General features: G+C 73.8%; 23 protein-coding genes. 7 read left to right on the plus strand and 16 right to left on the minus strand.

Going from position 1 to position 22,640, the window contains the following annotated elements:
- Positions 1-27: 27 nt before the first annotated feature.
- Positions 28-1,791, minus strand: a complete 1,764-nt coding sequence (gene leuA / locus EF903_RS10655) for a 2-isopropylmalate synthase (protein ID WP_125542957.1) — start codon at positions 1,789-1,791, stop codon at positions 28-30.
- A gap of 362 nt (positions 1,792-2,153) precedes the next feature.
- Here leuA and EF903_RS10660 point away from each other — a divergent pair, with 362 nt between their 5' ends.
- The 4 genes from EF903_RS10660 to EF903_RS10675 all read left to right on the plus strand — a co-directional run bounded on the left by EF903_RS10660 (position 2,154) and on the right by EF903_RS10675 (position 5,197).
- A complete protein-coding gene (locus tag EF903_RS10660) occupies positions 2,154-3,227 on the plus strand; it encodes a M4 family metallopeptidase (protein WP_125542958.1) in 1,074 nt (357 codons plus the stop codon).
- Positions 3,228-3,256: 29 nt separating this feature from the next.
- Positions 3,257-3,523: a protealysin inhibitor emfourin gene (locus tag EF903_RS10665; protein WP_125542959.1), complete on the plus strand. Its 267-nt coding sequence runs from the start codon at positions 3,257-3,259 to the stop codon at positions 3,521-3,523.
- A 28-nt stretch (positions 3,524-3,551) separates the two neighbouring features.
- The gene (locus tag EF903_RS10670) at positions 3,552-4,373 is read left to right on the plus strand and encodes a GNAT family N-acetyltransferase (protein ID WP_125542960.1); all 822 of its coding nucleotides are present in this window, start codon (positions 3,552-3,554) and stop codon (positions 4,371-4,373) included.
- Positions 4,374-4,513: 140 nt separating this feature from the next.
- Positions 4,514-5,197 (plus strand): class I SAM-dependent methyltransferase, encoded by a 684-nt coding sequence (locus EF903_RS10675; RefSeq protein WP_125542961.1) that lies wholly within the window; start codon positions 4,514-4,516, stop codon positions 5,195-5,197.
- 24 nt (positions 5,198-5,221) lie between these two features.
- Here the strand turns inward: EF903_RS10675 and era are convergent, their stop codons facing one another.
- Together era and EF903_RS10685 are read right to left on the minus strand one after the other, a co-directional pair.
- The gene (gene era / locus EF903_RS10680) at positions 5,222-6,172 is read right to left on the minus strand and encodes a GTPase Era (RefSeq protein WP_114057497.1); all 951 of its coding nucleotides are present in this window, start codon (positions 6,170-6,172) and stop codon (positions 5,222-5,224) included.
- A 58-nt stretch (positions 6,173-6,230) separates the two neighbouring features.
- Complete coding sequence (locus EF903_RS10685; protein WP_125542962.1) at positions 6,231-7,235, minus strand: GlxA family transcriptional regulator; 1,005 nt, start codon at positions 7,233-7,235, stop codon at positions 6,231-6,233.
- Between the two features lie 71 nt (positions 7,236-7,306).
- Here EF903_RS10685 and EF903_RS10690 point away from each other — a divergent pair, with 71 nt between their 5' ends.
- Positions 7,307-8,620: an MFS transporter gene (locus EF903_RS10690; RefSeq protein ID WP_125542963.1), complete on the plus strand. Its 1,314-nt coding sequence runs from the start codon at positions 7,307-7,309 to the stop codon at positions 8,618-8,620.
- Positions 8,621-8,653: 33 nt separating this feature from the next.
- Here EF903_RS10690 and EF903_RS10695 read toward each other — a convergent pair whose 3' ends face one another.
- The 12 genes from EF903_RS10695 to hrcA form a co-directional block, all read right to left on the minus strand.
- On the minus strand, positions 8,654-9,010 hold the full coding sequence (locus tag EF903_RS10695) for a cytidine deaminase (RefSeq protein ID WP_125542964.1): 357 nt from the start codon (positions 9,008-9,010) through the stop codon (positions 8,654-8,656).
- A gap of 254 nt (positions 9,011-9,264) precedes the next feature.
- Positions 9,265-9,627, minus strand: a complete 363-nt coding sequence (locus EF903_RS10700) for an MmcQ/YjbR family DNA-binding protein (protein ID WP_125542965.1) — start codon at positions 9,625-9,627, stop codon at positions 9,265-9,267.
- On the minus strand, positions 9,624-10,928 hold the full coding sequence (locus EF903_RS10705; RefSeq protein WP_125542966.1) for a hemolysin family protein: 1,305 nt from the start codon (positions 10,926-10,928) through the stop codon (positions 9,624-9,626). The genes EF903_RS10700 and EF903_RS10705 overlap by 4 nt, the downstream gene beginning before the upstream one ends.
- Positions 10,925-11,422 carry an rRNA maturation RNase YbeY gene (gene ybeY, locus EF903_RS10710; RefSeq protein WP_125542967.1) on the minus strand — a complete coding sequence of 166 codons (498 nt, stop codon included), beginning with the start codon at positions 11,420-11,422 and terminating at the stop codon, positions 10,925-10,927. The genes EF903_RS10705 and ybeY overlap by 4 nt, the downstream gene beginning before the upstream one ends.
- A gap of 13 nt (positions 11,423-11,435) precedes the next feature.
- The gene (locus EF903_RS10715) at positions 11,436-12,491 is read right to left on the minus strand and encodes a PhoH family protein (protein WP_125542968.1); all 1,056 of its coding nucleotides are present in this window, start codon (positions 12,489-12,491) and stop codon (positions 11,436-11,438) included.
- A gap of 150 nt (positions 12,492-12,641) precedes the next feature.
- Positions 12,642-13,724 carry a carbohydrate kinase family protein gene (locus EF903_RS10720; RefSeq protein ID WP_125542978.1) on the minus strand — a complete coding sequence of 361 codons (1,083 nt, stop codon included), beginning with the start codon at positions 13,722-13,724 and terminating at the stop codon, positions 12,642-12,644.
- 268 nt (positions 13,725-13,992) lie between these two features.
- Complete coding sequence (locus tag EF903_RS10725; RefSeq protein ID WP_125542969.1) at positions 13,993-14,904, minus strand: ribonuclease Z; 912 nt, start codon at positions 14,902-14,904, stop codon at positions 13,993-13,995.
- Positions 14,905-14,907: 3 nt separating this feature from the next.
- Positions 14,908-15,267: a histidine triad nucleotide-binding protein gene (locus EF903_RS10730; RefSeq protein ID WP_125542970.1), complete on the minus strand. Its 360-nt coding sequence runs from the start codon at positions 15,265-15,267 to the stop codon at positions 14,908-14,910.
- A 100-nt stretch (positions 15,268-15,367) separates the two neighbouring features.
- Entirely contained in the window at positions 15,368-16,111 is a 744-nt protein-coding gene (locus tag EF903_RS10735; RefSeq protein ID WP_125542971.1) for a 16S rRNA (uracil(1498)-N(3))-methyltransferase, read from the minus strand.
- Entirely contained in the window at positions 16,108-17,199 is a 1,092-nt protein-coding gene (locus EF903_RS10740) for a nitronate monooxygenase (protein WP_125542972.1), read from the minus strand. Before EF903_RS10740 ends, EF903_RS10735 begins: the two co-directional genes overlap by 4 nt.
- Before the next feature lie 156 nt (positions 17,200-17,355).
- The gene (dnaJ, locus tag EF903_RS10745) at positions 17,356-18,492 is read right to left on the minus strand and encodes a molecular chaperone DnaJ (RefSeq protein WP_125542973.1); all 1,137 of its coding nucleotides are present in this window, start codon (positions 18,490-18,492) and stop codon (positions 17,356-17,358) included.
- A complete protein-coding gene (gene hrcA, locus EF903_RS10750; RefSeq protein WP_125542974.1) occupies positions 18,493-19,509 on the minus strand; it encodes a heat-inducible transcriptional repressor HrcA in 1,017 nt (338 codons plus the stop codon).
- Between the two features lie 143 nt (positions 19,510-19,652).
- On the opposite strand from hrcA, the gene EF903_RS10755 reads away from it, so the two are divergent.
- Complete coding sequence (locus EF903_RS10755) at positions 19,653-20,378, plus strand: MBL fold metallo-hydrolase (protein ID WP_125542975.1); 726 nt, start codon at positions 19,653-19,655, stop codon at positions 20,376-20,378.
- A 28-nt stretch (positions 20,379-20,406) separates the two neighbouring features.
- Positions 20,407-21,213 carry a DUF3097 domain-containing protein gene (locus EF903_RS10760; RefSeq protein ID WP_125542976.1) on the plus strand — a complete coding sequence of 269 codons (807 nt, stop codon included), beginning with the start codon at positions 20,407-20,409 and terminating at the stop codon, positions 21,211-21,213.
- Positions 21,214-21,235: 22 nt separating this feature from the next.
- On the opposite strand, the gene hemW is transcribed toward EF903_RS10760, so the two are convergent.
- Positions 21,236-22,468 (minus strand): radical SAM family heme chaperone HemW, encoded by a 1,233-nt coding sequence (hemW, locus tag EF903_RS10765; protein ID WP_125542977.1) that lies wholly within the window; start codon positions 22,466-22,468, stop codon positions 21,236-21,238.
- Positions 22,469-22,640: the final 172 nt, after the last annotated feature.

The following is a 22,640-nucleotide window of genomic DNA, read 5'->3' on the forward strand; positions in this document are numbered from 1 at the left end:
GGGCGGCGGCGGGCCCGCCAGGGCGGGTCAGCGGCCTGCGCGGTTGACGGCGGAGACGACCGCCTTCAGGGAGGCTCGGGTGGTGTTGGCGTCGATGCCGATGCCCCACAGGACGCGGCCGTCGATCGCGCACTCGATGTAGGAGGCGGCGACGGCGGAGGCTCCCTCGCTCATCGTGTGCTCGGTGTAGTCCAGCAGGCGGGCGTCGACGCCGATGGAGGCCAGGGCGTCGAAGAACGCGGAGATCGGGCCGTTGCCGGTGCCGTTCAGGACGGTCTCGACGCCGTCCACGACGGCGTCCACGGTCAGCGTGTCGGTGCCGTCCTTGTCGGTGGCGGTCGAGCCGGCGCGCAGCTGGATGCGGCCCCACGGGTTGTCCGGGTTGGGCAGGTACTCGTCGGAGAAGATGTCCCAGATCGCCTTCGGCGTGACCTCGCCGCCCTCGGCGTCGGTCTTCGCCTGGATGATCTTCGAGAACTCGATCTGCATGCGGCGCGGCAGGTCCAGCTTGTGGTCGTTCTTCAGGACGTACGCGACGCCTCCCTTGCCGGACTGCGAGTTGACGCGGATGACGGCCTCGTACGAGCGGCCGACGTCCTTGGGGTCGATCGGCAGGTACGGGACGGCCCACTCGATCTCGTCGACGGTCTTGCCCTGGGCGGCAGCGTCGGCCTCCATGGCGTCGAAGCCCTTCTTGATGGCGTCCTGGTGGGAGCCGGAGAAGGCCGTGTAGACCAGGTCGCCCGCGTAGGGGTGGCGCGGGTGGACCGGCATCTGGTTGCAGTACTCGCTGGTGCGGCGGATCTCGTCGATCTGGGAGAAGTCGATCTGCGGGTCGATGCCCTGGGAGAACAGGTTCATGCCCAGGGTGATCAGGTCGACGTTGCCGGTGCGCTCGCCCTGGCCGAACAGGCAGCCCTCGATGCGGTCGGCGCCGGCCATCAGGGCCAGCTCGGCGGCGGCGACGGCGGTGCCGCGGTCGTTGTGCGGGTGGACCGACAGGCAGACGTGCTCGCGGCGGGTCAGGTGGCGGGCCATCCACTCGAAGCGGTCGGCGTGCGTCGAGGGCGTGGAGCGCTCCACGGTGGCCGGCAGGTTCAGGATGATCTCGCGGCCGGGGCCGGGCTGCCATACGTCGCAGACGGCCTCGCAGACCTCCAGGGCGAAGTCCAGCTCGGTGTCGGTGAAGATCTCCGGGCTGTACTGGTAGCCGAAGACGGTCTCGGGGCCCAGCAGCTTCTCGGCATACTCCATGACCAGGCGGGTGCCGTCGACGGCGATCTGCTTGATCTGCTCCTTGGAGCCGCGGAAGACGACCCGGCGGAAGGTCGGCGCGGTGGCGTTGTACAGGTGGACGGTGGCGCGCCTGGCGCCGACCAGCGATTCCACGGTCCGCTCGATCAGGTCCTCGCGGGCCTGGGTCAGGACCGAGATGGTCACGTCGTCCGGGATGGCGCCCTCTTCGATGATGGAGCGCACGAACGCGAAGTCGGTCTCGCCGGAGGAGGGGAAGCCGACCTCGATCTCCTTGTAGCCCATGCGCACCAGCAGGTCGAACATCTCGCGCTTGCGGGCGGGGGTCATGGGGTCGATCAGCGACTGGTTGCCGTCGCGCAGGTCGGTGGACAGCCAGCGGGGCGCCTTGGTCACTCGGGCGTCGGGCCAGGTGCGGTCGGGCAGGTCCACCTGCTCGTAGCGGCCGTACTTGTGGATCGGCATCCCGGACGGCTGCTGCGCGTGGGTCGCGTTCGTGATCGGGGTGGGGCGACCGGCGAAGGTGTGCTGGCTCATGGCGTAGGGCTCCTCGGGTGTCCGCGTGGGGATCGCTGAACGGCCGACGGCGGTCGTAAACCGCAACACCAGACTCCGCGGGGAGGGGGTCGACCTACGACTGCAGACCCTCGCCGCGGCAGCTAAGCAGAAGCAGCCCGAAACGCATGATGGGCCGAGCCTAGCCGAGCCGCGCCGTGGCGCGAGGGGCCGTTCCAGTATGCGGGACCCGCCTGTCCGATTTGTACCCTATGTGGCCTACGTCTCTTTCGATGCGCCGGGCTCCGGGGGATCCGTCAACACGCCGCGGCATCTTTCAGACAACCGAATGAATCATGGTTGCAGCTAGTGACATGAAAGTGACTCACTGCCACATTGCCTGGATGGATGCCTCCCACACCCACACTGCCGTCCCCGCCCCGTTCTGCACGGTCGTGCCTCCCCACATGCTCGACCGGATCGCCGGCTCCCGGAACGCCGGCCGCGCCGACTCCGCCCTGCGCACCCTGGAGCACGATGCCTCCCTGCGCACCCGGCGCAACGTCACCACCGCGCGCCCCTTCACCGCGCCGTCCCTGGGCGCGCCCGCCCCGGACGAGCCGCAGCGGACCGTGTACGACGCCGAGCACCGCACCCGGCTGCCGGGGCGGAAGGTCCGCGGCGAGGGGGACGAGGCCTCCCAGGACGCCACGGTCAACCGCGCGTACGCCGGCCTGGGCGCCACGCACGAGCTGTTCCTGAAGGCCTTCGGGCGGCGCTCCATCGACGACGCCGGGCTCGCCCTGGACGCGAGCGTCCACTACGGCCGGGACTACAACAACGCCTTCTGGGACGGCAGCCAGATGGTCTTCGGCGACGGGGACGGCGACCTCTTCCTCGACTTCACGGTCGCCGTGGACGTCATCGGCCACGAGCTCGCCCACGGCGTCACCCAGTACACGGCCAACCTCGTCTACCGCGGCCAGTCCGGTGCCCTCAACGAGTCGATGTCCGACGTCTTCGGCTCGCTGATCAAGCAGTACACGCTGGGCCAGACCGCCGACGAGGCCGACTGGCTGATCGGCGCCGGCCTGCTCGGGCCGAACGTGAGCGGCGTGGCCCTGCGCTCGATGAAGGCGCCCGGCACCGCGTACGACGACGACGAGCTCGGCAAGGACCCGCAGCCCGCGAGCATGGACGACTACGTCGACACCCTGCGCGACAACGGCGGCGTCCACATCAACTCCGGCATCCCCAACCGCGCCTTCTACGTGGCCGCCACCGAGCTCGGCGGCAAGGCCTGGGAGCGCGCCGGCCAGATCTGGTACGACACCCTGACCGGCGGCGAACTCACCGCCAAGGCGACCTTCGCCCAGTTCGCCCGGCTCTCGACCGCGGCCGCCGCCGCCCGCTACGGCGAGGGCGGCGAGGAGCACCGGGCGCTGCAGAAGGCCTGGTCGACGGTGGGCGTCGCGTAGCGCGGCCGGCCCCGGACAGGAGGACGGCCATGAGGATCGAGGTGGTGCGGACGGGCGGCTTCGCCGGCATCGAGCGGCGGGCCGAGGTGGACACGGCGGGCCGGCCCGACGAGGACGAGTGGCGGGCCCTGGCCCAGCTGGCGCTGCGGCCTGCCGCGGGCGGTCCGGCGCCGGGCGTCCGGGACGGGTTCTCCTACCGGATCACGGTCGACGGGCGGACCGTGCACTGCCACGACCCGCACCTGACGGACGCCCAGCGGGCCCTGATCACCCGCCTCCTGAAAGAAGGTGCCTGAGCAGGTCCTTCCTTGTTTGTATGGTCCGATGACACCGACACGGCTGACACCGCTGGCCCGTATCGAGGCGTACTACGACACCGCGCCGCGCGCCGGGGGTGCGCGGGCCGAGGACTTCGGCCCGCTCACCCTCTTCGTGCGCGAGGGCACCGGCTGGCCGTACTACGCCCGGCCCGCGCTCGGCAGCTCCGGCGCGACAGCGGGCGACGTGGCCCGCGTGAGGGAGCGCCAGCGCGAACTGGGCGTGCCGCAGGCGTTCGAATGGGTGGCCGAAACCAGTCCCTGGCTGCGCGCCGCCGCGGAGGAGGCCGGGCTGCGGGTCCACGCGCATCCCCTGATGGTGCTGGAGCAGTCCGCTCCGGCCGGGCCTGCGCACCCCGGCGTCCGGCTGATCGGCCCGGACGACGCACTGCTGCCCGCGGCCGTGGCGGTCCCCCTGCTGGCCTTCGCCGACCCGGGCACCGCGGTCGGCGCGGCGGGCCCGGCGGAACTCGCCGCCGCGATGGAGCAGCCCTTGGCCGCGGCCCGCCGGGAGTCGGTGTCCGCGGACCTGGCCTCGGGGCGCACCGCCCTGGCGGTGGCGGTGCAGGACGGCACGGTCCTGGCTTCCGGCCAGTACATCCCGGTAGGCGACACCGCCGAGGTGGTCGGCGTCGCCACCCTGCCCGCGGCCCGGCGCCGCGGCCTCGCGCTGGGCGTGACCGCCGCCCTCGTCGCGGACGCCCTCGCGCGCGGCGCCCGTACGGTGTTCCTGTCGGCCGGCGACGAGGCGGTGGCCCGCGTCTACGCCCGGGCCGGCTTCCGGACGGTGGCGACGGCCCTGATCGCCGAGCCCGCGGACGAGGACTGACGGCCCGGCGGGGGCGACCGGGCGCGGCCGCCCGCGCATCAGGCCGCCGCGGCTTGCCGAAACGGCAAGGGTGCTTGGCCCCGGCCCGCCGGGCGGCGCAGCATCGGGCCCACCACAGCCCGTAGACCGAGGAGGACTCCGTGTCCGAGCACACCCCCCACGACCAGCACCGGCACGCCGCGGCGGAGGCGGCGGCCGGCTCCCTCTCCGGCGAGGAGTTCTGGGACGCCCGCTACGGTGAGAGCGACCGCATCTGGAGCGGCAACCCGAACGAGGCGCTGGTCCGCGAGGCCGGGGATCTTCCGCCCGGCCGGGCGCTGGACCTGGGGTGCGGCGAGGGGGCGGACGCCGTCTGGCTGGCCCGGCGCGGCTGGCGGGTGACCGCCACCGACATCTCCGGCGTCGCGCTGGAGCGGGCCGCAGGGCACGCGGCCGAGGCGGGGGTCGCGGACCGTGTCGACTTCCGCCGCCACGACCTCGGCGAGTCCTTCCCGGCCGGGGAGTTCGACCTCGTCTCGGCCTGCTTCCTGCACGCCTACGGGGACTTCCCCCGCGCCCGGATCCTGCGCGCTGCCGCGGGAGCCGTGGCCCCGGGCGGGGTGCTGCTGGTCGTCGGCCACGGCGGCTGGGCGTCCTGGCAGGCGGAGGAGGACCGTCCGCCCGTCCACTTCCCCAGGCCGGACGAGGTCCTCGGCCAACTGGAGCTGCCGGAGGGCGACTGGGAGGTCCTGGTCGCCGAGGAGTACGAGAAGGACCAGCCCGCGCCCGACGGCCGGCCGGGGACCCGCACCGACAACACGGTGAAGGTCCGCCGCCTGCGTTAGGGAAGTCCGCAGGGGCGGCCGCCCTCAGAAGCCGAGCTTGCGCAGCTGCTTGGGGTCGCGCTGCCAGTCCTTGGCGACCTTCACGTGGAGGTCGAGGAAGACGGGGGTGCCGAGCAGCGCCTCGATGTGCTTGCGCGACTTCATCCCGACCTCCTTCAGGCGGGAGCCCTTGGGGCCGATGATGATGCCCTTCTGGCTCGGCCGCTCGATGTAGACGTTGGCGTGGATGTCGAGCAGCGGCCGGTCCGCCGGGCGGTTCTCCCGGGGGATCATCTCCTCGACCACGACGGCGATGGAGTGCGGCAGCTCGTCGCGGACGCCCTCCAGGGCGGCCTCGCGGATGAGCTCGGCGACCATCACGGCCTCGGGCTCGTCGGTGAGGTCGCCCTCGGGGTAGAGCGGCGGGCTCTCGGGCAGCATCGGCGCGATCAGGTCGGCCAGCAGTCCGACCTGGTTGTCGCCGACGGCGGAGACGGGGACGATCTCGGCCCACTCGATGCCGAGCTCCTCGCCCAGCCGCTGGATCGCGATGAGCTGCTCGGCCAGCGCCTTGGAGTCGACCAGGTCCGTCTTGGTCACGATGGCGATCTTGGGGGTCTTCCTGATCCCCGCGAGCTCCTTGGCGATGAACTTGTCGCCGGGGCCCAGCTTCTGGTCGGCGGGCAGGCAGAAGCCGATCACGTCGACCTCGGCCCACGTCGTGCGCACGACGTCGTTCAGCCGCTCGCCGAGGAGGGTGCGCGGCTTGTGCAGGCCGGGGGTGTCGACGAGGACGAGCTGGGCGTCGGGGCGGTGCACGATCCCGCGGACGGTGTGGCGGGTGGTCTGCGGCCGGTTGGAGGTGATCGCGACCTTGGTGCCCACCAGTGCGTTGGTCAGGGTCGACTTCCCCGCGTTGGGGCGGCCGACGAAGCAGGCGAAACCCGCACGGTGCGGGGCGGTGGACTCGGGGGAACGATCGCTCATACGGGCCATTCTCCCCGATGCCGCTCCCCGCGCCGACCAGGCCGCCGCCGAGGGGGGCGCGGGCCGGTCACGGCGCGGGCCGCGCCGCGGGGGGCGTACCGGCCGGATCGGCCGCCCGGAAGGTGCGGCGGTAGGCGGTGGGGCTGACTCCGAGGGCCGCCTGGAGGTGCTTGCGCAGCGACTGCGCCGTCCCGAACCCGGCCTCGCGCGCCACCCGCTCCATCGGCAGGTCCGTCCGCTCCAGGAGCTGCCTGGCCCGCTCCACCCGCTGCCCGGTGATCCACTCCCCGGGGCTGACCCCGGCCTCCTCGCGGAAGCGGCGCGTGAAGGTGCGCACCGACATGGACTCCTTGCGGGCCAGGTCGGCGAGGCGCATGGGCTCGTGGAGGCGGTCCAGCACCCAGGCGCGGGCCGCGGCCGTGCCGGCCGCCCGCGGGTTCGGGACGGGGCGGTCGACGAACTGGGCCTGCCCGCCGTCCCGGTGCGGGGGGACGACGGTCCGCCGGGCCACGTCGTTGGCGACGGCGGCGCCGTGGTCGCGGCGCACGATGTGCAGGCACAGGTCGATGCCGGAGGCGACGCCGGCGGAGGTCAGGACGTCCCCGTCGTCGGTGTAGAGGACGTCCGGGTCGACGCGGACGGCGGGGAAGAGCCGCCGGAAGTGCTCGGCGTGGCCCCAGTGGGTGGTGGCGGGGCGGCCGTCGAGGTATCCGGCGGCGGCCAGGACGTAGCCGCCCGTGCAGATGGAGACGAGCCGGGTGCCGGGCCGGATGTGCGCGAGCGCGGCCGCGAGCCCGGGGGTGAGCCGGCCCTCCTCGTAGACGGGCCCCAGCTCGTACGAGGCGGGGACGACGACGGTGTCGGCGGTGGAGAGGAGTTCGGGTCCGTGCTCGACGTGGACGGCGAAGTCGGCGTCCGTGCGGACGGGGCCGGCGGCGAGGGCGCAGGTCAGGATCTCGTACAGCGGTTCCCCGGCGGCGTCCCGGGCGCGGCCGAAGATCCGGTGCGGGATGCCCAGCTCGAAGGGGAGCAGGCCGGGGAGCGCGAGGACGGCGACGCGGTGGGGGGCCATGGCCCGATCGTATCGAAGGGTGGCAGCCGGGCCACTGTCGTGCGGGGCGGGGGTGCCCGGATGCTGTCGGCGTGGAACAGACAGCTACCGCCGCCGATCCCGCCGCGGCCGATCGCGCGGGGCCTCCCCCGGCGGCCCGCGGGCGCGTCCACCGCGCCTGGTGGGTCGCCGCCGTCACCTTCGTCACCATCGTGGGCGCCGCCGCGTTCGCGTCCCTGCCGGGCCTGCTCATCGAGCCGCTGCACGCGGAGTTCGACTGGTCGCGGGGGACGATCGGGTTCGCCGTCTCGGTGAATCTCGCCCTGTACGGGCTCACCGCGCCGTTTGCCGCCGCCCTGATGGACCGCTTCGGCATCCGCCGGATCGTGGCGCTGGCCCTGCTGGTGATCTCGGGCGGCTCGCTGGCGACCGTGTGGATGACGGCGGCCTGGCAGCTGGTGCTGTTCTGGGGCGTGCTGGTGGGCCTGGGCAGCGGCTCGATGGCGCTCGCGTTCGCCGCGACGGTGGTGAACCGCTGGTTCACCGCCCGGCGCGGGCTGGTGACGGGCGTCCTGACGGCGGCGGGCGCCTCGGGCCAGCTCGTCTTCCTGCCGCTGCTGGCGTGGCTGGTCGAGCACCACGGCTGGCGGCCCGCGGCGGTGACGGTCGCGCTGGCGGCCCTGTCGGTGGTCCCGTTCGTGTGGCTGCTGCTGCGCGACCACCCCGCGGACGTGGGGCTCGCCCCGTACGGGGGTGCGTACGCGGCGAAGCCGGCTCCCGTCCCGGGGGCGGCGCGGCGGGCGGTCGCGGTGCTGCTGCGGGCGGCGCGGACGGGGCCGTTCTGGCTGCTGGCCGGCACCTTCGCGATCTGCGGCGCCTCCACCAACGGCCTGGTCAAAACGCATTTCGTGCCGGCGGCACACGACCACGGGATGCCGGTGACGGCCGCGGCCGGGCTGTTGGCGGTGATCGGCGTCTTCGACGTCGTCGGCACGGTGGCGTCCGGCTGGTTCACCGACCGCTTCGAGGCGCGCCGCCTGCTGGCGGTGTACTACGCCCTGCGCGGGGTGTCCCTGTTGTTCCTGCCGATGCTGCTGGCGCCGTCGGTGCACCCGCCGATGGTGTTCTTCATCGTCTTCTACGGGCTGGACTGGGTGGCGACCGTCCCGCCGACGGTGGCGCTGTGCCGGGAGCACTACGGCGACGACAGCGCGATCGTGTTCGGCTGGGTCCTGGCCTCGCACCAGGTCGGCGCCGCTGCGGTCGCCTTCCTCGGCGGCGCGGCCCGGGACGCCTTCGGCTCGTACGACGTGGTCTGGTACGCCTCGGGGGCGCTGTGCGCGCTGGCCGCCCTGATGGCGATGGTCATCCGCCGCCCCGCGCGGCCCGCGCCGGCCGCCGCCTGAGGGGCGCCGGCCGGGCCGTGCCGTGCGGCGGGGTCAGGCTCCGGCCGGGGTGGTCGAGCGGAGGGTGCCGTCCGGGCCCGCCAGCAGGACCGGGGTGTCGGGGCCGCCGAGGTCGCGGACGGCCGCGCGGTCGGCGGCGGCGACCTCCTCGGCGCGGCTGACCACGGCCGCGGCCTCCAGGGAGCGGGCGCCGCTGGCCACGGCCATGGCGACGGCGGTCTGGAGCGCGCTCAGCCGGAGGGAGTCCAGCTCGACCGTTCCGGCGACGTAGGTGCGGCCCGTCTCGTCGCGGACCGCCGCGCCCTCGGGCACCTCGTTGCGGGCCCGGGCGCTGCGCGCCAGCGTGATGATCTTGCTGTCCTCGGGGTTGATCCCGGTGCTCTCGGTCATGGCCGACAGCATAGGGAGCGCCTCGGCGGAGCCGTACGACGGCCCCGCCGAGGCGCTCTCCCCTCCGTCCCCCGTGCCCCGTGATCCGGGCGGTCCCCCCGGGCCGTGGAGGATCACGGATTGGCCTGGACCAACATAGACGGCGGTCGGGCGGGTTCCGTGCCGCGAGGGGCGGAGGGCGGAGTGACCTTCATCCCACGGCCGGCACGGTCCGCCCTGGTCAGGGCCTTTCCCGGGACCTTTGCAGCGCCTCTTCAGGGCCGGTCGAGCCGGAGCCGCTCCGCCCGCGGCAGGCCGGCGGTCACCAGGTCGTAGCTGTCCTCGACGAGCTCGCGGACCAGCGCGTCCGGGACGGCGCCGGAGCCGCCCGCGGTGACCGTGTTCCAGTGCCGCTTGTTCATGTGCCAGCCCGGGACGACGCCCTCGTGCTCGGCACGCAGCCGCACCGCGTTCTCGGGCTCGCACTTGAGGTTCACCTTCAGCGGTTCTCCGTCGAGCGCCGACAGCGCGAACACCTTCCCGAGCACCTTGAACACGGAGGTCTCGGGCCCGAAGGGAAACTCCTCGACCGCCGCGTTGAAGCCGAGGCAGAGGGCGCGCAGCTCCGCCGGCGTCACCCGGCCTCGCCGTCCTCGTCCGCGGCGGTCTCCACCGGCTCCACCAGCACTGTCACGATCTTGTTCCGGCGGCCGGCCGGGGCTTCCGCCGTCAGCCGCAGCGGCCGCCCGTCGGGCAGCTCGACCACCGCGGACGCACCGGCGATCGGGACCCTGCCGAGCGCCTTCGCCAGCAGGCCGCCGACCGTCTCGACGTCCTCGTCGTCGAAGGCGTCGACCTTGAACAGCTCGCCGAGGTCGGTGATGTCCAGGCGCGCGGTGACCCGGTAGCGGTCCCCGCCCAGCTCCTCGACGGGCGGGAGTTCCCGGTCGTACTCGTCGGTGATCTCCCCGACGATCTCCTCAAGGATGTCCTCGATGGTGACGATGCCCGCCGTGCCGCCGTACTCGTCGATCACGACGGCGACGTGGTTGCGGACCTGCTGCATCTCCCGCAGCAGGTCGCCCGCGTTCTTCGTGTCCGGCACGAAGGCCGCCGGCCGCATCGCCGTCGAGACGAGGTCGGTCTCGGCATCGCGGCTGACGTGCGTCCTGCGGACGAGGTCCTTCAGGTACACGATGCCGACGATGTCGTCCTCGTTCTCCCCGGTCACGGGGATGCGGGAGAAGCCCGAGCGGAGCGCGAGCGTCGTGGCCTGGCGGACGGTCTTGTAGCGCTCGATGCACACCAGGTCGGTGCGCGGCACCATCACCTCGCGCACGAGCGTGTCGCCGAGTTCGAAGACCTGGTGCACCATGCGGCGCTCCTCGTCCTCGATCAGCGACTCTCGCTCCGCCAGGTCCACCATGGCCCGCAGTTCGGCCTCGGAGGCGAAGGGGCCCTTGCGGAAGCCCTTGCCCGGGGTGAGGGCGTTGCCGAGGAGGATCAGCAGCTGCGGAACGGGGCCCATGACGCGGGCCAGCGGGACGAGCACGTACGCGGCGGCCGTCGCCGTGCCCAGCGGGTGCTGGCGGCCGATGGTGCGCGGCGAGACGCCGACGGCGACGAACGACACGAGGACCATCACACCGATCGCGATGAGCAGCGCCGTCCAGTTCTCGCCGAACTCGTCGAGGCAGACGTACGTGACGAGCACGCCCGCGGCCATCTCGCAGGTCACCCGCACCAGCAGCGCGACGTTCAGGTAGCGGGTGGTGTCCGCGGCGACCTGGACGAGCTTCTCGGCGCCGCGCCGGCCCTCCCGTACGGCCTGCTCGGCACGGAAGGAGGAGACGCGGGCGAGCCCGGACTCGGCGCAGGCCGCGAACCAGGCGACCACGACGAGCAGGACCGCCCCGGTGATGAGCTGCGGTGCCGTCACGAGACGGTGGGGGCCGGGGACGGGCCGGTCAGGCCGCGCTCGGCGCGCCAGCCGTCCACGATCGCCGCCTGGAGGCCGAACATCTCGGCCTTCTCGTCGGGCTCCTCGTGGTCGTAGCCCAGCAGGTGCAGCACCCCGTGGACGGTCAGGAGCTGGAGCTCCTCGTCCATGGAGTGCTGCGTCGGGGCCTCCTTGCCCTGCTTCTCCGCCACCTCGGGGCAGAGCACGATGTCGCCGAGGAGCCCCTGCGGGGGCTCCTCGTCGTCCTTCGACGGCGGGCGCAGCTCGTCCATCGGGAAGGACATGACGTCGGTGGGTCCCGGCAGGTCCATCCACTGGATGTGGAGCTGCTCCATCGCGTCCTCGTCGACGACGATGACGGAGAGCTCGGACAGCGGGTGGATCCGCATCCGGGTGAGCGCGTAGCGGGCGATGTCGAGGATCGCCCGCTCGTCTACTTCGGTTCCGGACTCGTTGTTGACGTCGATCGACATGGTGCGCTGGGTTCTACTTCCGCTGGGTGCCGTTCCGGGCCGGCCGGGGTTCCCGGGCTGCCTGGCTGTCGTCGTACTTCTCGTACGCATCGACGATACGGCCGACCAGCTTGTGCCGGACCACATCCTCCGAGGTGAGCTTCGAGAAGTGGATGTCGGGCACCCCGTCGAGGATCGCCTGGACCTGCCGGAGGCCGGACTTGGTGCCGCCCGGGAGGTCGACCTGGGTGACGTCTCCCGTGATGACGATCTTCGAGTCGAAGCCGAGCCGGGTCAGGAACATCTTCATCTGCTCCGGGCTCGTGTTCTGCGCCTCGTCGAGGACGACGAAGGCGTCATTGAGCGTGCGGCCGCGCATGTACGCGAGCGGGGCGACCTCGATCGTGCCGTTGGCCATGAGCCGCGGGATCTTGTCGGGGTCGATCATGTCGTGCAGCGCGTCGTACAGCGGCCGCAGGTAGGGGTCGATCTTGTCGAAGAGCGTGCCGGGCAGGAAGCCGAGCCGCTCGCCCGCCTCGACCGCCGGGCGGGTCAGGATGATCCGGCTGACCTGCTTGGACTGCAGGGCCTGGACGGCCTTGGCCATGGCGAGGTAGGTCTTGCCGGTGCCCGCGGGGCCGATGCCGAAGACGATCGTGTGCTTGTCGATCGCGTCGACGTACCGCTTCTGGTTGAGCGTCTTGGGGCGGATGGTGCGGCCGCGGTTGGAGAGGATGTTCTGGGTCAGCACCTCGGCGGGCGTCTCCTGCGGGCCGTCGCCGTTGTCGCTCGCCTTGAGCATGGCGATCGAGCGTTCCACTGCGTCCTCCGTCATCGGCTGCCCGGTGCGGAGCACGAGCATCATCTCGTCGAACAGGCGCTGGATCAGTGCGACTTCCGCCGCGTCCCCGACCGCGCTGACCTGGTTTCCCCGGACGTGGATGTCGGCCTTGGGGAAGGCCTTCTCGATCACGCGGAGCAGGACGTCACCGGAGCCGAGCACGGCCACCATCGGATGGCTCGCCGGGACGGTGAAGTGGGCTCGCGCCTGACCCTGCGCCGGGGTGTGGGCTGTGGATGTCTGAGTCATGGGCCGGCACTGTGGCCTGCACATACCTCCCGCTGAGGGGTCGCGCCGATCGACGACCTCCGGAGTACCAAGGGTACGTCGCCGGCCGGGCGGCACCGAGGGGTTTTACCGGCCGCCCGTCCCGTCCCGCCGGGCGGCCGGGCGCCGGGCTCACGCGGAGTGGCGGAAGCCGATCGTCGGGACGGCCCGGCGGCGCGGGGCGTGCCCGCAGGCGGGCGGGACCAGCTCGTCGAGGAAGGCGTACCGCTCCCGCAGCCCGTCCGGGGCGTCCGCCCACCAGTGGGCGACCTCGGCCCAGCCGGGGGCCGAGAGGGAGCCGCCGAACTCGCGGACGGACAGGGCGGCCGTCAGGCCCGCGAAGGCCAGCCGGTCGGCCAGCGGCCAGCCGGCCAGCGAGCCGGTGACGAACCCGGCCACGTACACGTCGCCCGCGCCCGTCGGGTCGAGGGCGTCGACCGCGATCCCGGGCACCTCTGCCGTCTCCCCGGTGCCGGAGTCCACGGCGTACGAGCCCTCCGCGCCCAGGGTCACGACCGCGACCGGGACGCGCTCGGCCAGCGCCCGGGCCGCCGCCCGCGGGCAGTCCGTGCGCGTGTACCGCATGGCCTCGCCCGCGTTCGGCAGGAACGCCTCGCAGTGCTCCAGATCGGTCAGCCCGGCCAGCTCCCACCGGCCGGTGGTGTCCCAGCCGACGTCCGCGAAGATCCGCGCCCCGTGGCGGGCGGCCTCCCCGATCCAGCCGTCCCCGCGGCCCGGGGTGAGCGAGGCCACGGCGGCCCGCGTGCGGGGCGGGCACTGGGGGAAGACGGCGCCTCCCGGCCCGGCCGCGCCTTCGTGGCCGAAGCCGGGGGGCGCCTCGTGGCCGTGCGAGACCATCGTCCGCTCGCCCTCGTACGCCATGGAGACGGTGACGGGGCTGTGCCAGCCGGGGACGGTCCGGGACATGGACAGGTCGATGCCCTCGCCCTGCTCCAGCGCGTCCCAGCAGTACTCGCCGTAGTGGTCGTCGCCGAAGGCGGCGGCGAGCGAGGTGCGCAGGCCGAGCCGGGCCAGGGCGGTGGCCATGTTGGCGACGCCGCCGGGGCTGGAGCCCATGCCGCGCGCCCAGGACTCGGTGCCGCGCACGGGGGCCGAGTCGAGGCCGGTGAAGATGATGTCGAGGAAGACCGTGCCGGTCAGGAAGACGTCGCACCCCGGCTCTTCGGGGTCGCGCACCGGACCGAGGGGGTCCACTGCGGCGTTGCGGCTGAAGCGACTGTCCCGGTTGACCACGGTGTTCTCCCCGATCGGCGCGAAGGGTCGTTTCTGCAAGGCGTCGCGCAGCGGAACGCGGCGGAAATCCGACAGCCGTGCCCGTCCCCGGCGGGACGGAAACCCAGTGTGGCGCACATCACTACCGCGGGACTCCTCCGCGGCTCGTGATCCCCTCGTGCGGGGGCCTCGGCGGGAGGCGCGGGCGGGCGCGGAGGGCGCCCGGGCCCGCCGCCCCGCCGCCCCCGGGTCAGGCGTCGGCCCGCCTCGGGACGGGGATCCGTGCGAGGTCCGCCGCGACGGTCAGCTCCCCCTCGAAACCGGCCGCGCGCGCCTGGCGCTCGAACTCGCCGGGGTCGCCGTAGCGCTGCGAGAAGTGCGTCAGCACCAGGTGCCGCACGCCGGCGCCGCGGGCGACGCGCGCCGCCTGGCCCGCGGTCAGGTGCCCGTGGTCGGCGGCCAGGCGCTCGTCCTCGTCGAGGAAGGTCGACTCGATGACCAGCAGGTCGCAGCCCTCGGCGAGCTCCTCCGCGCCGGAACACAGCCGGGTGTCCATGACGAACGCGAACCGCTGGCCGGGCCGCGGCACGCTGACGTCGTCCAGGGTGACCGCGCCCAGCCGGCCCTCGCGCTGGATGCGGCCCACGTCGGGCCCCTTGACGCCGTGCCGCGCGAGCAGCTCGGGGACCATGCGCCGCCCGTCGGGCTCGGTGATCTGGTAGCCGAAGGACTCCACCGGGTGGGAGAGCCGGCGCGCCTCCAGGCGGTACGGGGGGCCCTCGGCGAGCACGCCGTCACCGGCGACGGGCTCCTCGCGGAGCTTGACGGTCTCCCGGTAGGCGGTGGCGTACCGCAGCCGGTCGAAGAAGACCTGCCCGGAGGCCGGGTAGTGCGCGGTGACGGGGTGCGGGACCTGGTCGAGGTTGATGCGCTGGACGACGCCGGCGAGGCCGAGGCTGTGGTCGCCGTGGAAGTGCGTGATGCAGATCCGGTTGATGTCGTGCGCGGCCACCCCGGCGCGCAGCATCTGGCGCTGGGTGCCCTCGCCGGGGTCGAAGAGGATGCCCTCGCCGTCCCAGCGCAGGAGGTAGCCGTTGTGGTTGCGGTGGCGGGTGGGCACCTGGCTGGCGGTGCCCAGCACCACGAATTCGCGTACGGACACGGGCTACCCCGGCGGCCACTGGAGGCCGCGCCCGCCGAGGACGTGCGCGTGCGTGTGGAAGACGGTCTGGCCCGCCCCTGCACCGGTGTTGAAGACGATCCGGTAGCCGTGGTCGTCGACCTTCTCCTGGGCGGCGATCTCGCCGGCCTCGCGGAGCACGTCGGCGGCGAGGTCGGGCGCGCCCGCGGCGAGGGAGGCCGCGTCCGGGTAGTGCGCCTTGGGGATGACCAGGACATGGGTGGGCGCCTGGGGGTTGATGTCCCGGAACGCGACGGTCGTCTCGGTCTCCCGGACCACGGTCGCCGGGACGGTCCCCGCGACGATCTTGCAGAACAGGCAGTCCGCCTGCGGTTCCCCTGCCATGGCTTCGCCTTCCGTGACGGTGGCGCGGGCGCTGCCGCCCGCACGGGTGTTGATCGGTTCGGGCATCGTATCGGGCGGCCCGCCGCCGCCCGGCGGCATTTCAGGACCAGCGGCCGGTCCGGGCCAGCAGCACCGCGGCGGCCGCGGTGCCCGCGGTGGAGGTGCGCAGCACCGAGCGGCCCAGCCGGCACGTGCGGGCGCCGGCCGCCGCGAAGGCGGCGAGCTCCTCCGGTGAGACGCCGCCCTCGGGACCCACGACCAGGACGACGGATCCGGACTTCGGCAGTTCGGTCCCGGCCAGCGCCTCGGAGGGGGCGTCGCGGTCCTCGTGCAGGACCACGGCCAGGTCGGCGCCGGCCAGCAGCGCCGCGACCTGCTTGGTGGACATCGCCTCGGCCACCTCGGGGAAGCGGACGCGCCGCGACTGCTTGCCGGCCTCGCGGGCGGTGCTGCGCCACTTGGCGAGGGATTTGGCGCCGCGGTCGCCGCGCCATTGGGTGATGCAGCGGGACGCCTGCCAGGGCACGATCGCGTCGACGCCGGTCTCCGTCATCGTCTCGACGGCCACCTCGCCGCGGTCGCCCTTGGGCAGGGCCTGCACCACGGTGATCGTCACCTCGGGCTCCGGCTCCTCGCCCGTCGCGGACACGGCGACGACGAGCCGGTCCTTGCCCTCGGCCGCCTCGACGACGGCCTCGGCCCAGCCGCCGCGGCCGTCGGTGAGGACGACCTCCTCGCCCGGGGCGAGCCGCTTCACGGACACCGCGTGCCGGCCCTCGGCGCCGTCCAGGACGAACCGCGGCCCCGCCGGGACCTCCTCCACCACGAACACGGGGGCGGTCATGACGTACTCCTCTTCTGCATGTCGTTCAGAGCGCTCTGCGCCTCGGCGATCTCGGCGGCCAGCACCTCCACCAGCTGCCCCGCGGGCAGCGCCCGCGCCAGCCGGTGCCCCTGGCCCGCCCACAGCGCCATGCCCTGCGGGTCCCCCGCCGCGGCGGCCGCCTTGCGCAGCCCGGCGGTGATGTGGTGGACCTGCGGGTAGGCGGCCGGGGCGTACGGCCCGTGCTCGCGCATGAACCGGTTGACCAGGCCGCGTGCGGGGCGTCCCGAGAACGCCCTGGTCAGCTCGGTGTGCGGGAACATCGGGTCGGTGAGCGCCTTCTTGTGCAGCGGGTGCGCCCCCGACTCGGGGCACGGCAGGAAGGCGGTGCCGAGCTGCGCCGCCTCGGCCCCGGCGGCGAGCAGGGCCGCGATCTGCGAGCCGCGCATGAGCCCGCCCGCAGCGATGATCGGCAGCCCGACGGCCTCCCGGACCTGGGCGACGAGGGCGAGCAGCCCGACTCCGGCGGTGGCGTCGGCCTGGGGGTCGTCGCGGTGGGTCCCCTGGTGGCCGCCTGCCTCGACGCCCTGGACGCAGACGGCGTCGGCCCCCGCGGCCTCGGCTGCGCGGGCCTCGTCGACCGAGGTGGCGGTGACGATGCTGTACGTGCCGGCCCTGCGCAGGGCGGCGAGGACCTGCGGGGCGGGGCAGCCGAAGGTGAACGACACGGCGGGGACGGGGTCCTCCAGGAGGATCGCGAGCTTGGCGTCGTAGCCGTCGTCGCCGGTGCCGGCGGTGTCCTCCTCGGCGAGGGACACGTCGTACCAGCTGCCCTCGCCGGCGAGCTGCCCGCGGTACGTCTCGATCGCGGCCGGGTCGGCGTGGCCGGTCTGCGGCATGAAGAGGTTGACGCCGAAGGCGCGCCGGGTGAGCGCGCGCAGCCGTTTGACCTCCTGGTACATCCCGTCGGCGGTCTTGTAGCCGCCGGCGAGGAAGCCCAGGGCGCCGGCCTCGCACACCGCGGCGGCGAGCGGCGGGCAGGAGGCGCCGCCCGCCATGGGTGCCTGCACGATCGGGTACCGGGCGAGACCGTTCAGTGGCGAGGACATGCACCGCATCGTGCCATGTCCCGCTCACGGGGCCGAATCACCGCATCGGCCCGGCACGGTGCTCGGCGCCGGGCGGCCCCGGCGCCCCGGGAAGGCGCCGAGCCCGGCCCGGGGACGTTCCCGGGCCGGGCTCGGCGGCTGTTGCGATGCGGCCGGTCAGCGGCCGTTGAAGGCGTCCTTCAGGCGGCTGAAGAGACCCTGCTGGCCGGGGGCGAACTGGCCCATGGGGCGCTCCTCGCCGCGCAGCTTGGCCAGCTGCCGCAGCAGCTCCTCCTGCTGGGCGTCCAGCTTGGCGGGGGTCTGGACCTCGACGTGCACGATGAGGTCGCCGCGACCGCCGCCGCGCAGGTGGGTGACGCCGCGGCCGTGCAGCGGGATCGACTGGCCGGACTGGGTGCCGGGCCGGATGTCGATCTCCTCCATGCCGTCCAGCGTCTCCAGCGGGCACTTGGTGCCGAGCGCCGCCGCGGTCATCGGGATGGTGACCGTGCAGTGCAGGTCGTCGCCGCGCCGCTGGAAGACCGGGTGGTTCAGCTCGTGGATCTCCACGTACAGGTCGCCGGCGGGGCCGCCGCCGGGGCCGACCTCGCCCTCGCCCGCGAGCTGGATCCGGGTGCCGTTCTCGACGCCGGCGGGGATCTTCACCGTGAGGCTGCGGCGGGAGCGGACCCGGCCGTCGCCCGCGCACTCGGGGCACGGGGTGGGCACGACCGTGCCGAAGCCCTGGCACTGCGGGCAGGGGCGCGAGGTCATGACCTGGCCCAGGAAGGACCGGGTGACCTGCGAGACCTCGCCGCGGCCGCGGCACATGTCGCACGTCTGCGGGGAGGTGCCGGGAGCGGCGCCCTCACCGGAGCAGGTGGTGCAGACGACGGCCGTGTCGACCTGGATCTCCTTGGTCGTGCCGAAGGCGGCCTCGTCCAGCTCCAGGTCCAGGCGGATCATGGCGTCCTGGCCGCGGCGGGTGCGCGAGCGCGGGCCGCGCTGCGCCGCCTGGCCGAAGAAGGCGTCCATGATGTCGGAGAAGTTGCCGAAGCCGCCGGCACCGAAGCCGCCGGCGCCGCCGCCGCCCGAGGAGGACAGCGGGTCGCCGCCGAGGTCGTAGACCTGCTTCTTCTGCGGGTCCGAGAGCACCTCGTACGCGGCGTTGATCTCCTTGAAGCGCTCCTGCGTCTTCGGGTCCGGGTTGACGTCCGGGTGGAGTTCGCGCGCCAGGCGGCGGAAGGCCTTCTTGATCTCGTCCTGCGATGCGTCGCGGCGCACGCCGAGTACGGCGTAGTAGTCCGTGGCCACTTACGACTCCGCCAGGATCTGTCCGACGTAACGTGCCACTGCGCGTACCGCTCCCATCGTTCCGGGGTAGTCCATGCGGGTCGGTCCGACCACGCCGAGTTTGGCGACTGTCTCGCCGCCCGAACCGTAGCCGACCGAGACGACGGACGTGGAGTTCAGTCCCTCGTAGGCATTCTCGTGCCCGATTCGTACAGCCATGCCCGATTCATTGGCCTCGCCGAGCAGCTTGAGGAGCACGACCTGCTCCTCAAGCGCCTCCAGCACCGGCCTGATCGTCAGGGGGAAATCGTGTCCGGAGCGCGTCAGATTGGCGGTGCCGCCGATCATCAGGCGCTCCTCGGCCTCCTCGGCCAGGGTCTCCAGCAGCGTCGACAGCACGGTCGACACCGTGCCCCGGTCCTCCGGCTCGAACGACTCGGGCAGGTCCTGCACCAGCGTCGGGACGTCCGTGAACCGGCGGCCCACGACCCGGCTGTTGAGCCGCGCCCGCAGGTCGGCCAGGGAGGCCTCGCCGAAGGGCGCCGGGCAGTCGACGAGCCGCTGCTCGACCCGCCCCGTGTCGGTGATCAGCACGAGCATCAGGCGCGCGGGAGCCAGCGAGAGCAGCTCCACGTGCCGGACGGTCGAGCGGGTCAGCGAGGGGTACTGGACGATCGCGACCTGCCGGGTCAGCTGCGCGAGCAGCCGCACGGTGCGGCCGACGACGTCGTCGAGGTCGACGGCCCCGTCGAGGAAGTTCTGGATGGCCCGGCGCTCGGGCGTCGACAGCGGCTTGACCCCCGCCAGCCGGTCCACGAACAGCCGGTAGCCCTTGTCGGTGGGGATGCGGCCCGCGCTGGTGTGGGGCTGGGCGATGTAGCCCTCCTCCTCCAGCACGGCCATGTCGTTGCGCACGGTGGCGGGCGAGACGCCGAGCCGGTGCCGCTCCGTGAGCGCCTTGGAGCCGACCGGCTCCTCCGTCCCGACGTAGTCCTGGACGATGGCGCGCAGCACCTCGAGTCTGCGTTCGCTGAGCATCGCGCGCACCTCCAGCTGTGATGCGGGTCGTGGTGGTCGTTCGTTTTGGCACTCGGGTCGTACGAGTGCCAGAGATCCCCCGGTCAGTGTACGGCCGGGGGGTACGCGGCTAGCAAGGGCGGCCCGCCAGGTAGCGTCGCGGTATGGACGTGGCTTGGGAAGAGGCGGGCTGGGAGAGGCTGACCCGGCGGACCGGCCGGAAGCGCCTCCCGGTGTGGGATTGCACGGTGGGACTGGTGGTGGGGGACGATTCCGTACTGATCGTCGACCCCGGTTCGAGCGTCCGGGAGGGGGCCCTGCTGCGGGCCGAGGCGGAGCACCTGACGGGCCGGCACGTGACCCATATCGCATTCACCCACGGCCATTTCGATCACGTTCTGGGCGGTGCGGCCTTCGCCGGCGCCGACGTCTACGGCGCCGTCGGCCTCGATGCCGAGCTCTCCGCGGGCCGCGAAGAGCTCCGCGGCGACGCCGTGCGGCAGGGACTGGACCCGGCGGACGCCGCCGAGGCGGCCGACCTGCTGGTGGTCCCGCGGCACCTGGTGTCGGGCGAGTGGACGCTGGACCTGGGCGGCGTCCAGGCGCTCCTGGCGAACGTCTCCCCCGGCCACACCCGCCACGACCTGGCGGTGCTCGTGCCCGGCGAGCGGGAGACGGTCTTCTGCGGCGACCTGGTGGAGGAGTCCGGGGAGCCGCAGGCCGGCCCCGACGCGGTGCCGGGCCGGTGGCCCGCGGCGCTGGACCGGCTGCTCGCGCTGGGCGGCGAGGACGCCCTGTACGTGCCGGGGCACGGGGCGGTGGTCGACGCGGCGTTCGTCCGTGCGCAACGCGCCACACTGGCGGCGCGCTTCGGCGTGTCGGGCGCCTGAGCGCGTCGGCTCTCCTAGTGTCGGCCGGATGCGCGAGTACTCCCCCGACCTGACCCCGCAGTGGAAGCGCCCCAGGCCCGTCCCGGAGGTGCCGGCCGAGCCCGGCCTGGTGGTGGAGGAGGCGGGCACCGGCTTCTGCGGGGCCGTCGTCGCCTGCGAGGCGGGCACGGTGGCCCTGGAGGACCGCTTCGGCAAGCGGCGCGTGTTCCCGCTGGAGCCCCGGGGGTTCCTGCTGGAGGGCGCCCCCGTCACCCTCGTACGGCCCTCCCGGGCCCCGGCCGGCCCGCGGCGCACCGCGTCGGGCTCGATCGCCGTCCCCGGCGCCAGGGCGCGGGTGGCCCGGGCGGGCCGCATCTACGTGGAGGGCCGGCACGACGCCGAGCTCGTCGAGCGGGTCTGGGGCGACGACCTGCGGATCGAGGGTGTCGTCGTGGAGTACCTGGAGGGCGTCGACGACCTGCCGGCCGTGGTCGCCGCGTTCGCGCCCGGCCCGGACGCCCGCCTGGGCGTGCTGGTGGACCACCTCGTCCCGGGGTCGAAGGAGTCCAGGATCGCCGCGGAGGTGTCCGGCGAGCACGTCCTGGTCGCGGGCCACCCGTACGTGGACGTCTGGCAGGCGGTGAAGCCGTCCTCGCTGGGGATCGCGGCCTGGCCGGAGGTCCCGCCCGGGCAGGATTGGAAGACGGGTGTCTGCCGGGCCCTGGGCTGGCCGGAGAACACCGGCGCCGCCTGGCAGCACATCCTGTCCCGCGTCGCGTCGTACCGCGACCTGGAGCCGTCCCTGCTGGGCCGCGTCGAGGAACTGATCGACTTCGTCACGGCCCCCGGCGGCTGACGGGCGCGGCGGCCCCGCCGGCTCAGTCCACCAGGTCCCGGACCACGGCGTCGGCGAGCAGCCGCCCGCGCAGCGTGAGCACGGCCCGCCCCTCGCGGTACGGCCCGGCCTCCAGCAGCCCCTCCGCGAGCGCCCGGCGCGAGGCGGCGAGCCCCTGCTCGGCGAGCAGTTCCAGCGGTGCGCCCTCCGCCAGCCGCAGCTCCAGCAGGATCCGCTCGACGCGGCGGTCCTCCGCGGACAGCAGCTCCCGGCCCGCCCCGGGCGAGCGCCCGCCGGCGAGCGCGGCCGCGTACGCGCCGGGGTGCTTCACGTTCCACCAGCGCACCCCGCCGACGTGGCTGTGCGCCCCGGGCCCGGCGCCCCACCAGTCGGCGCCGCGCCAGTACAGCTCGTTGTGCAGGCAGCGCCCGGCCTCGGAGGTCGCCCAGTTCGACACCTCGTACCAGTGGAAGCCGGCGCCGGCGAGGACCTCGTCGGCGATCAGGTACCGGTCGGCGTGGACGTCGTCGTCGGTCATGGGGACCTCGCCGCGCCGGATCCGGCGGGCGAGCCGGGTGCCCTCCTCGACGATCAGCGCGTACGCGGAGACGTGGTCGGGGCCCGCGCCGAGCGCGGCGTCGAGGGAGGCGCGCCAGTCGTCGTCGCTCTCGCCGGGGGTGCCGTAGATCAGGTCGAGGTTGACGTGCTCGAAGCCGGCCCGGCGGGCCTCGGCGACGCAGGCCTCGGGGCGCCCGGGGGTGTGGGTGCGGTCCAGCACCTGCAGGACGTGCCGCTTGGCGCTCTGCATGCCGAAGGAGATCCGGTTGAAGCCGCCCTCGCGCAGTTCGGCCAGGTAGGCGGCGTCGACCGACTCGGGGTTGGCCTCGGTCGTGACCTCGGCGCCGGGCGCGAGGCCGAACTCGTCCCGGACGGCGGCCAGCATGCGGACGAGGTGCGCGGCCGGCAGCAGGGTCGGGGTGCCGCCGCCGACGAAGACCGTGCGGACCGGCCGGGGGTCGTCGCCGAGGACCTTGCGGGCGAGGCGGACCTCGTCGGCGAGGGTGTCGGCGTAGTTCTCCCGGGAGGCGAGCACGCCTCCGCTGCCGCGCAGCTCGGTGGCGGTGTACGTGTTGAAGTCGCAGTACCCGCAGCGCGTGGCGCAGTACGGGACGTGCAGGTAGAACCCGAGCGGACGGTCCCCGGCGCCCGCCAGGGCGTGCGGCGGCAGTGCGCCGTCTTCGGGCATGGGTTCACCGTCGGGCAGTGCGGAAGGCATGGGCCCATTGTCCCGCACGCCCGCCGGCCCACCAATGCCCCACGCACCGACAGTGCCGGGGGGCCGCCCGGGACACGGCGCCCATCCCCTCCGCCCGGCCCCACGGCTCGCCCCCGCCCCGAGGCGACACCACCCCCGCCCCCCCCCCGCAGCCCGCCGGGACCGCCCCGCC

Source organism: Streptomyces sp. WAC05292, assembly GCF_003949955.1.
Classification (GTDB): Bacteria; Actinomycetota; Actinomycetes; order Streptomycetales; family Streptomycetaceae; genus Streptomyces; species Streptomyces globosus.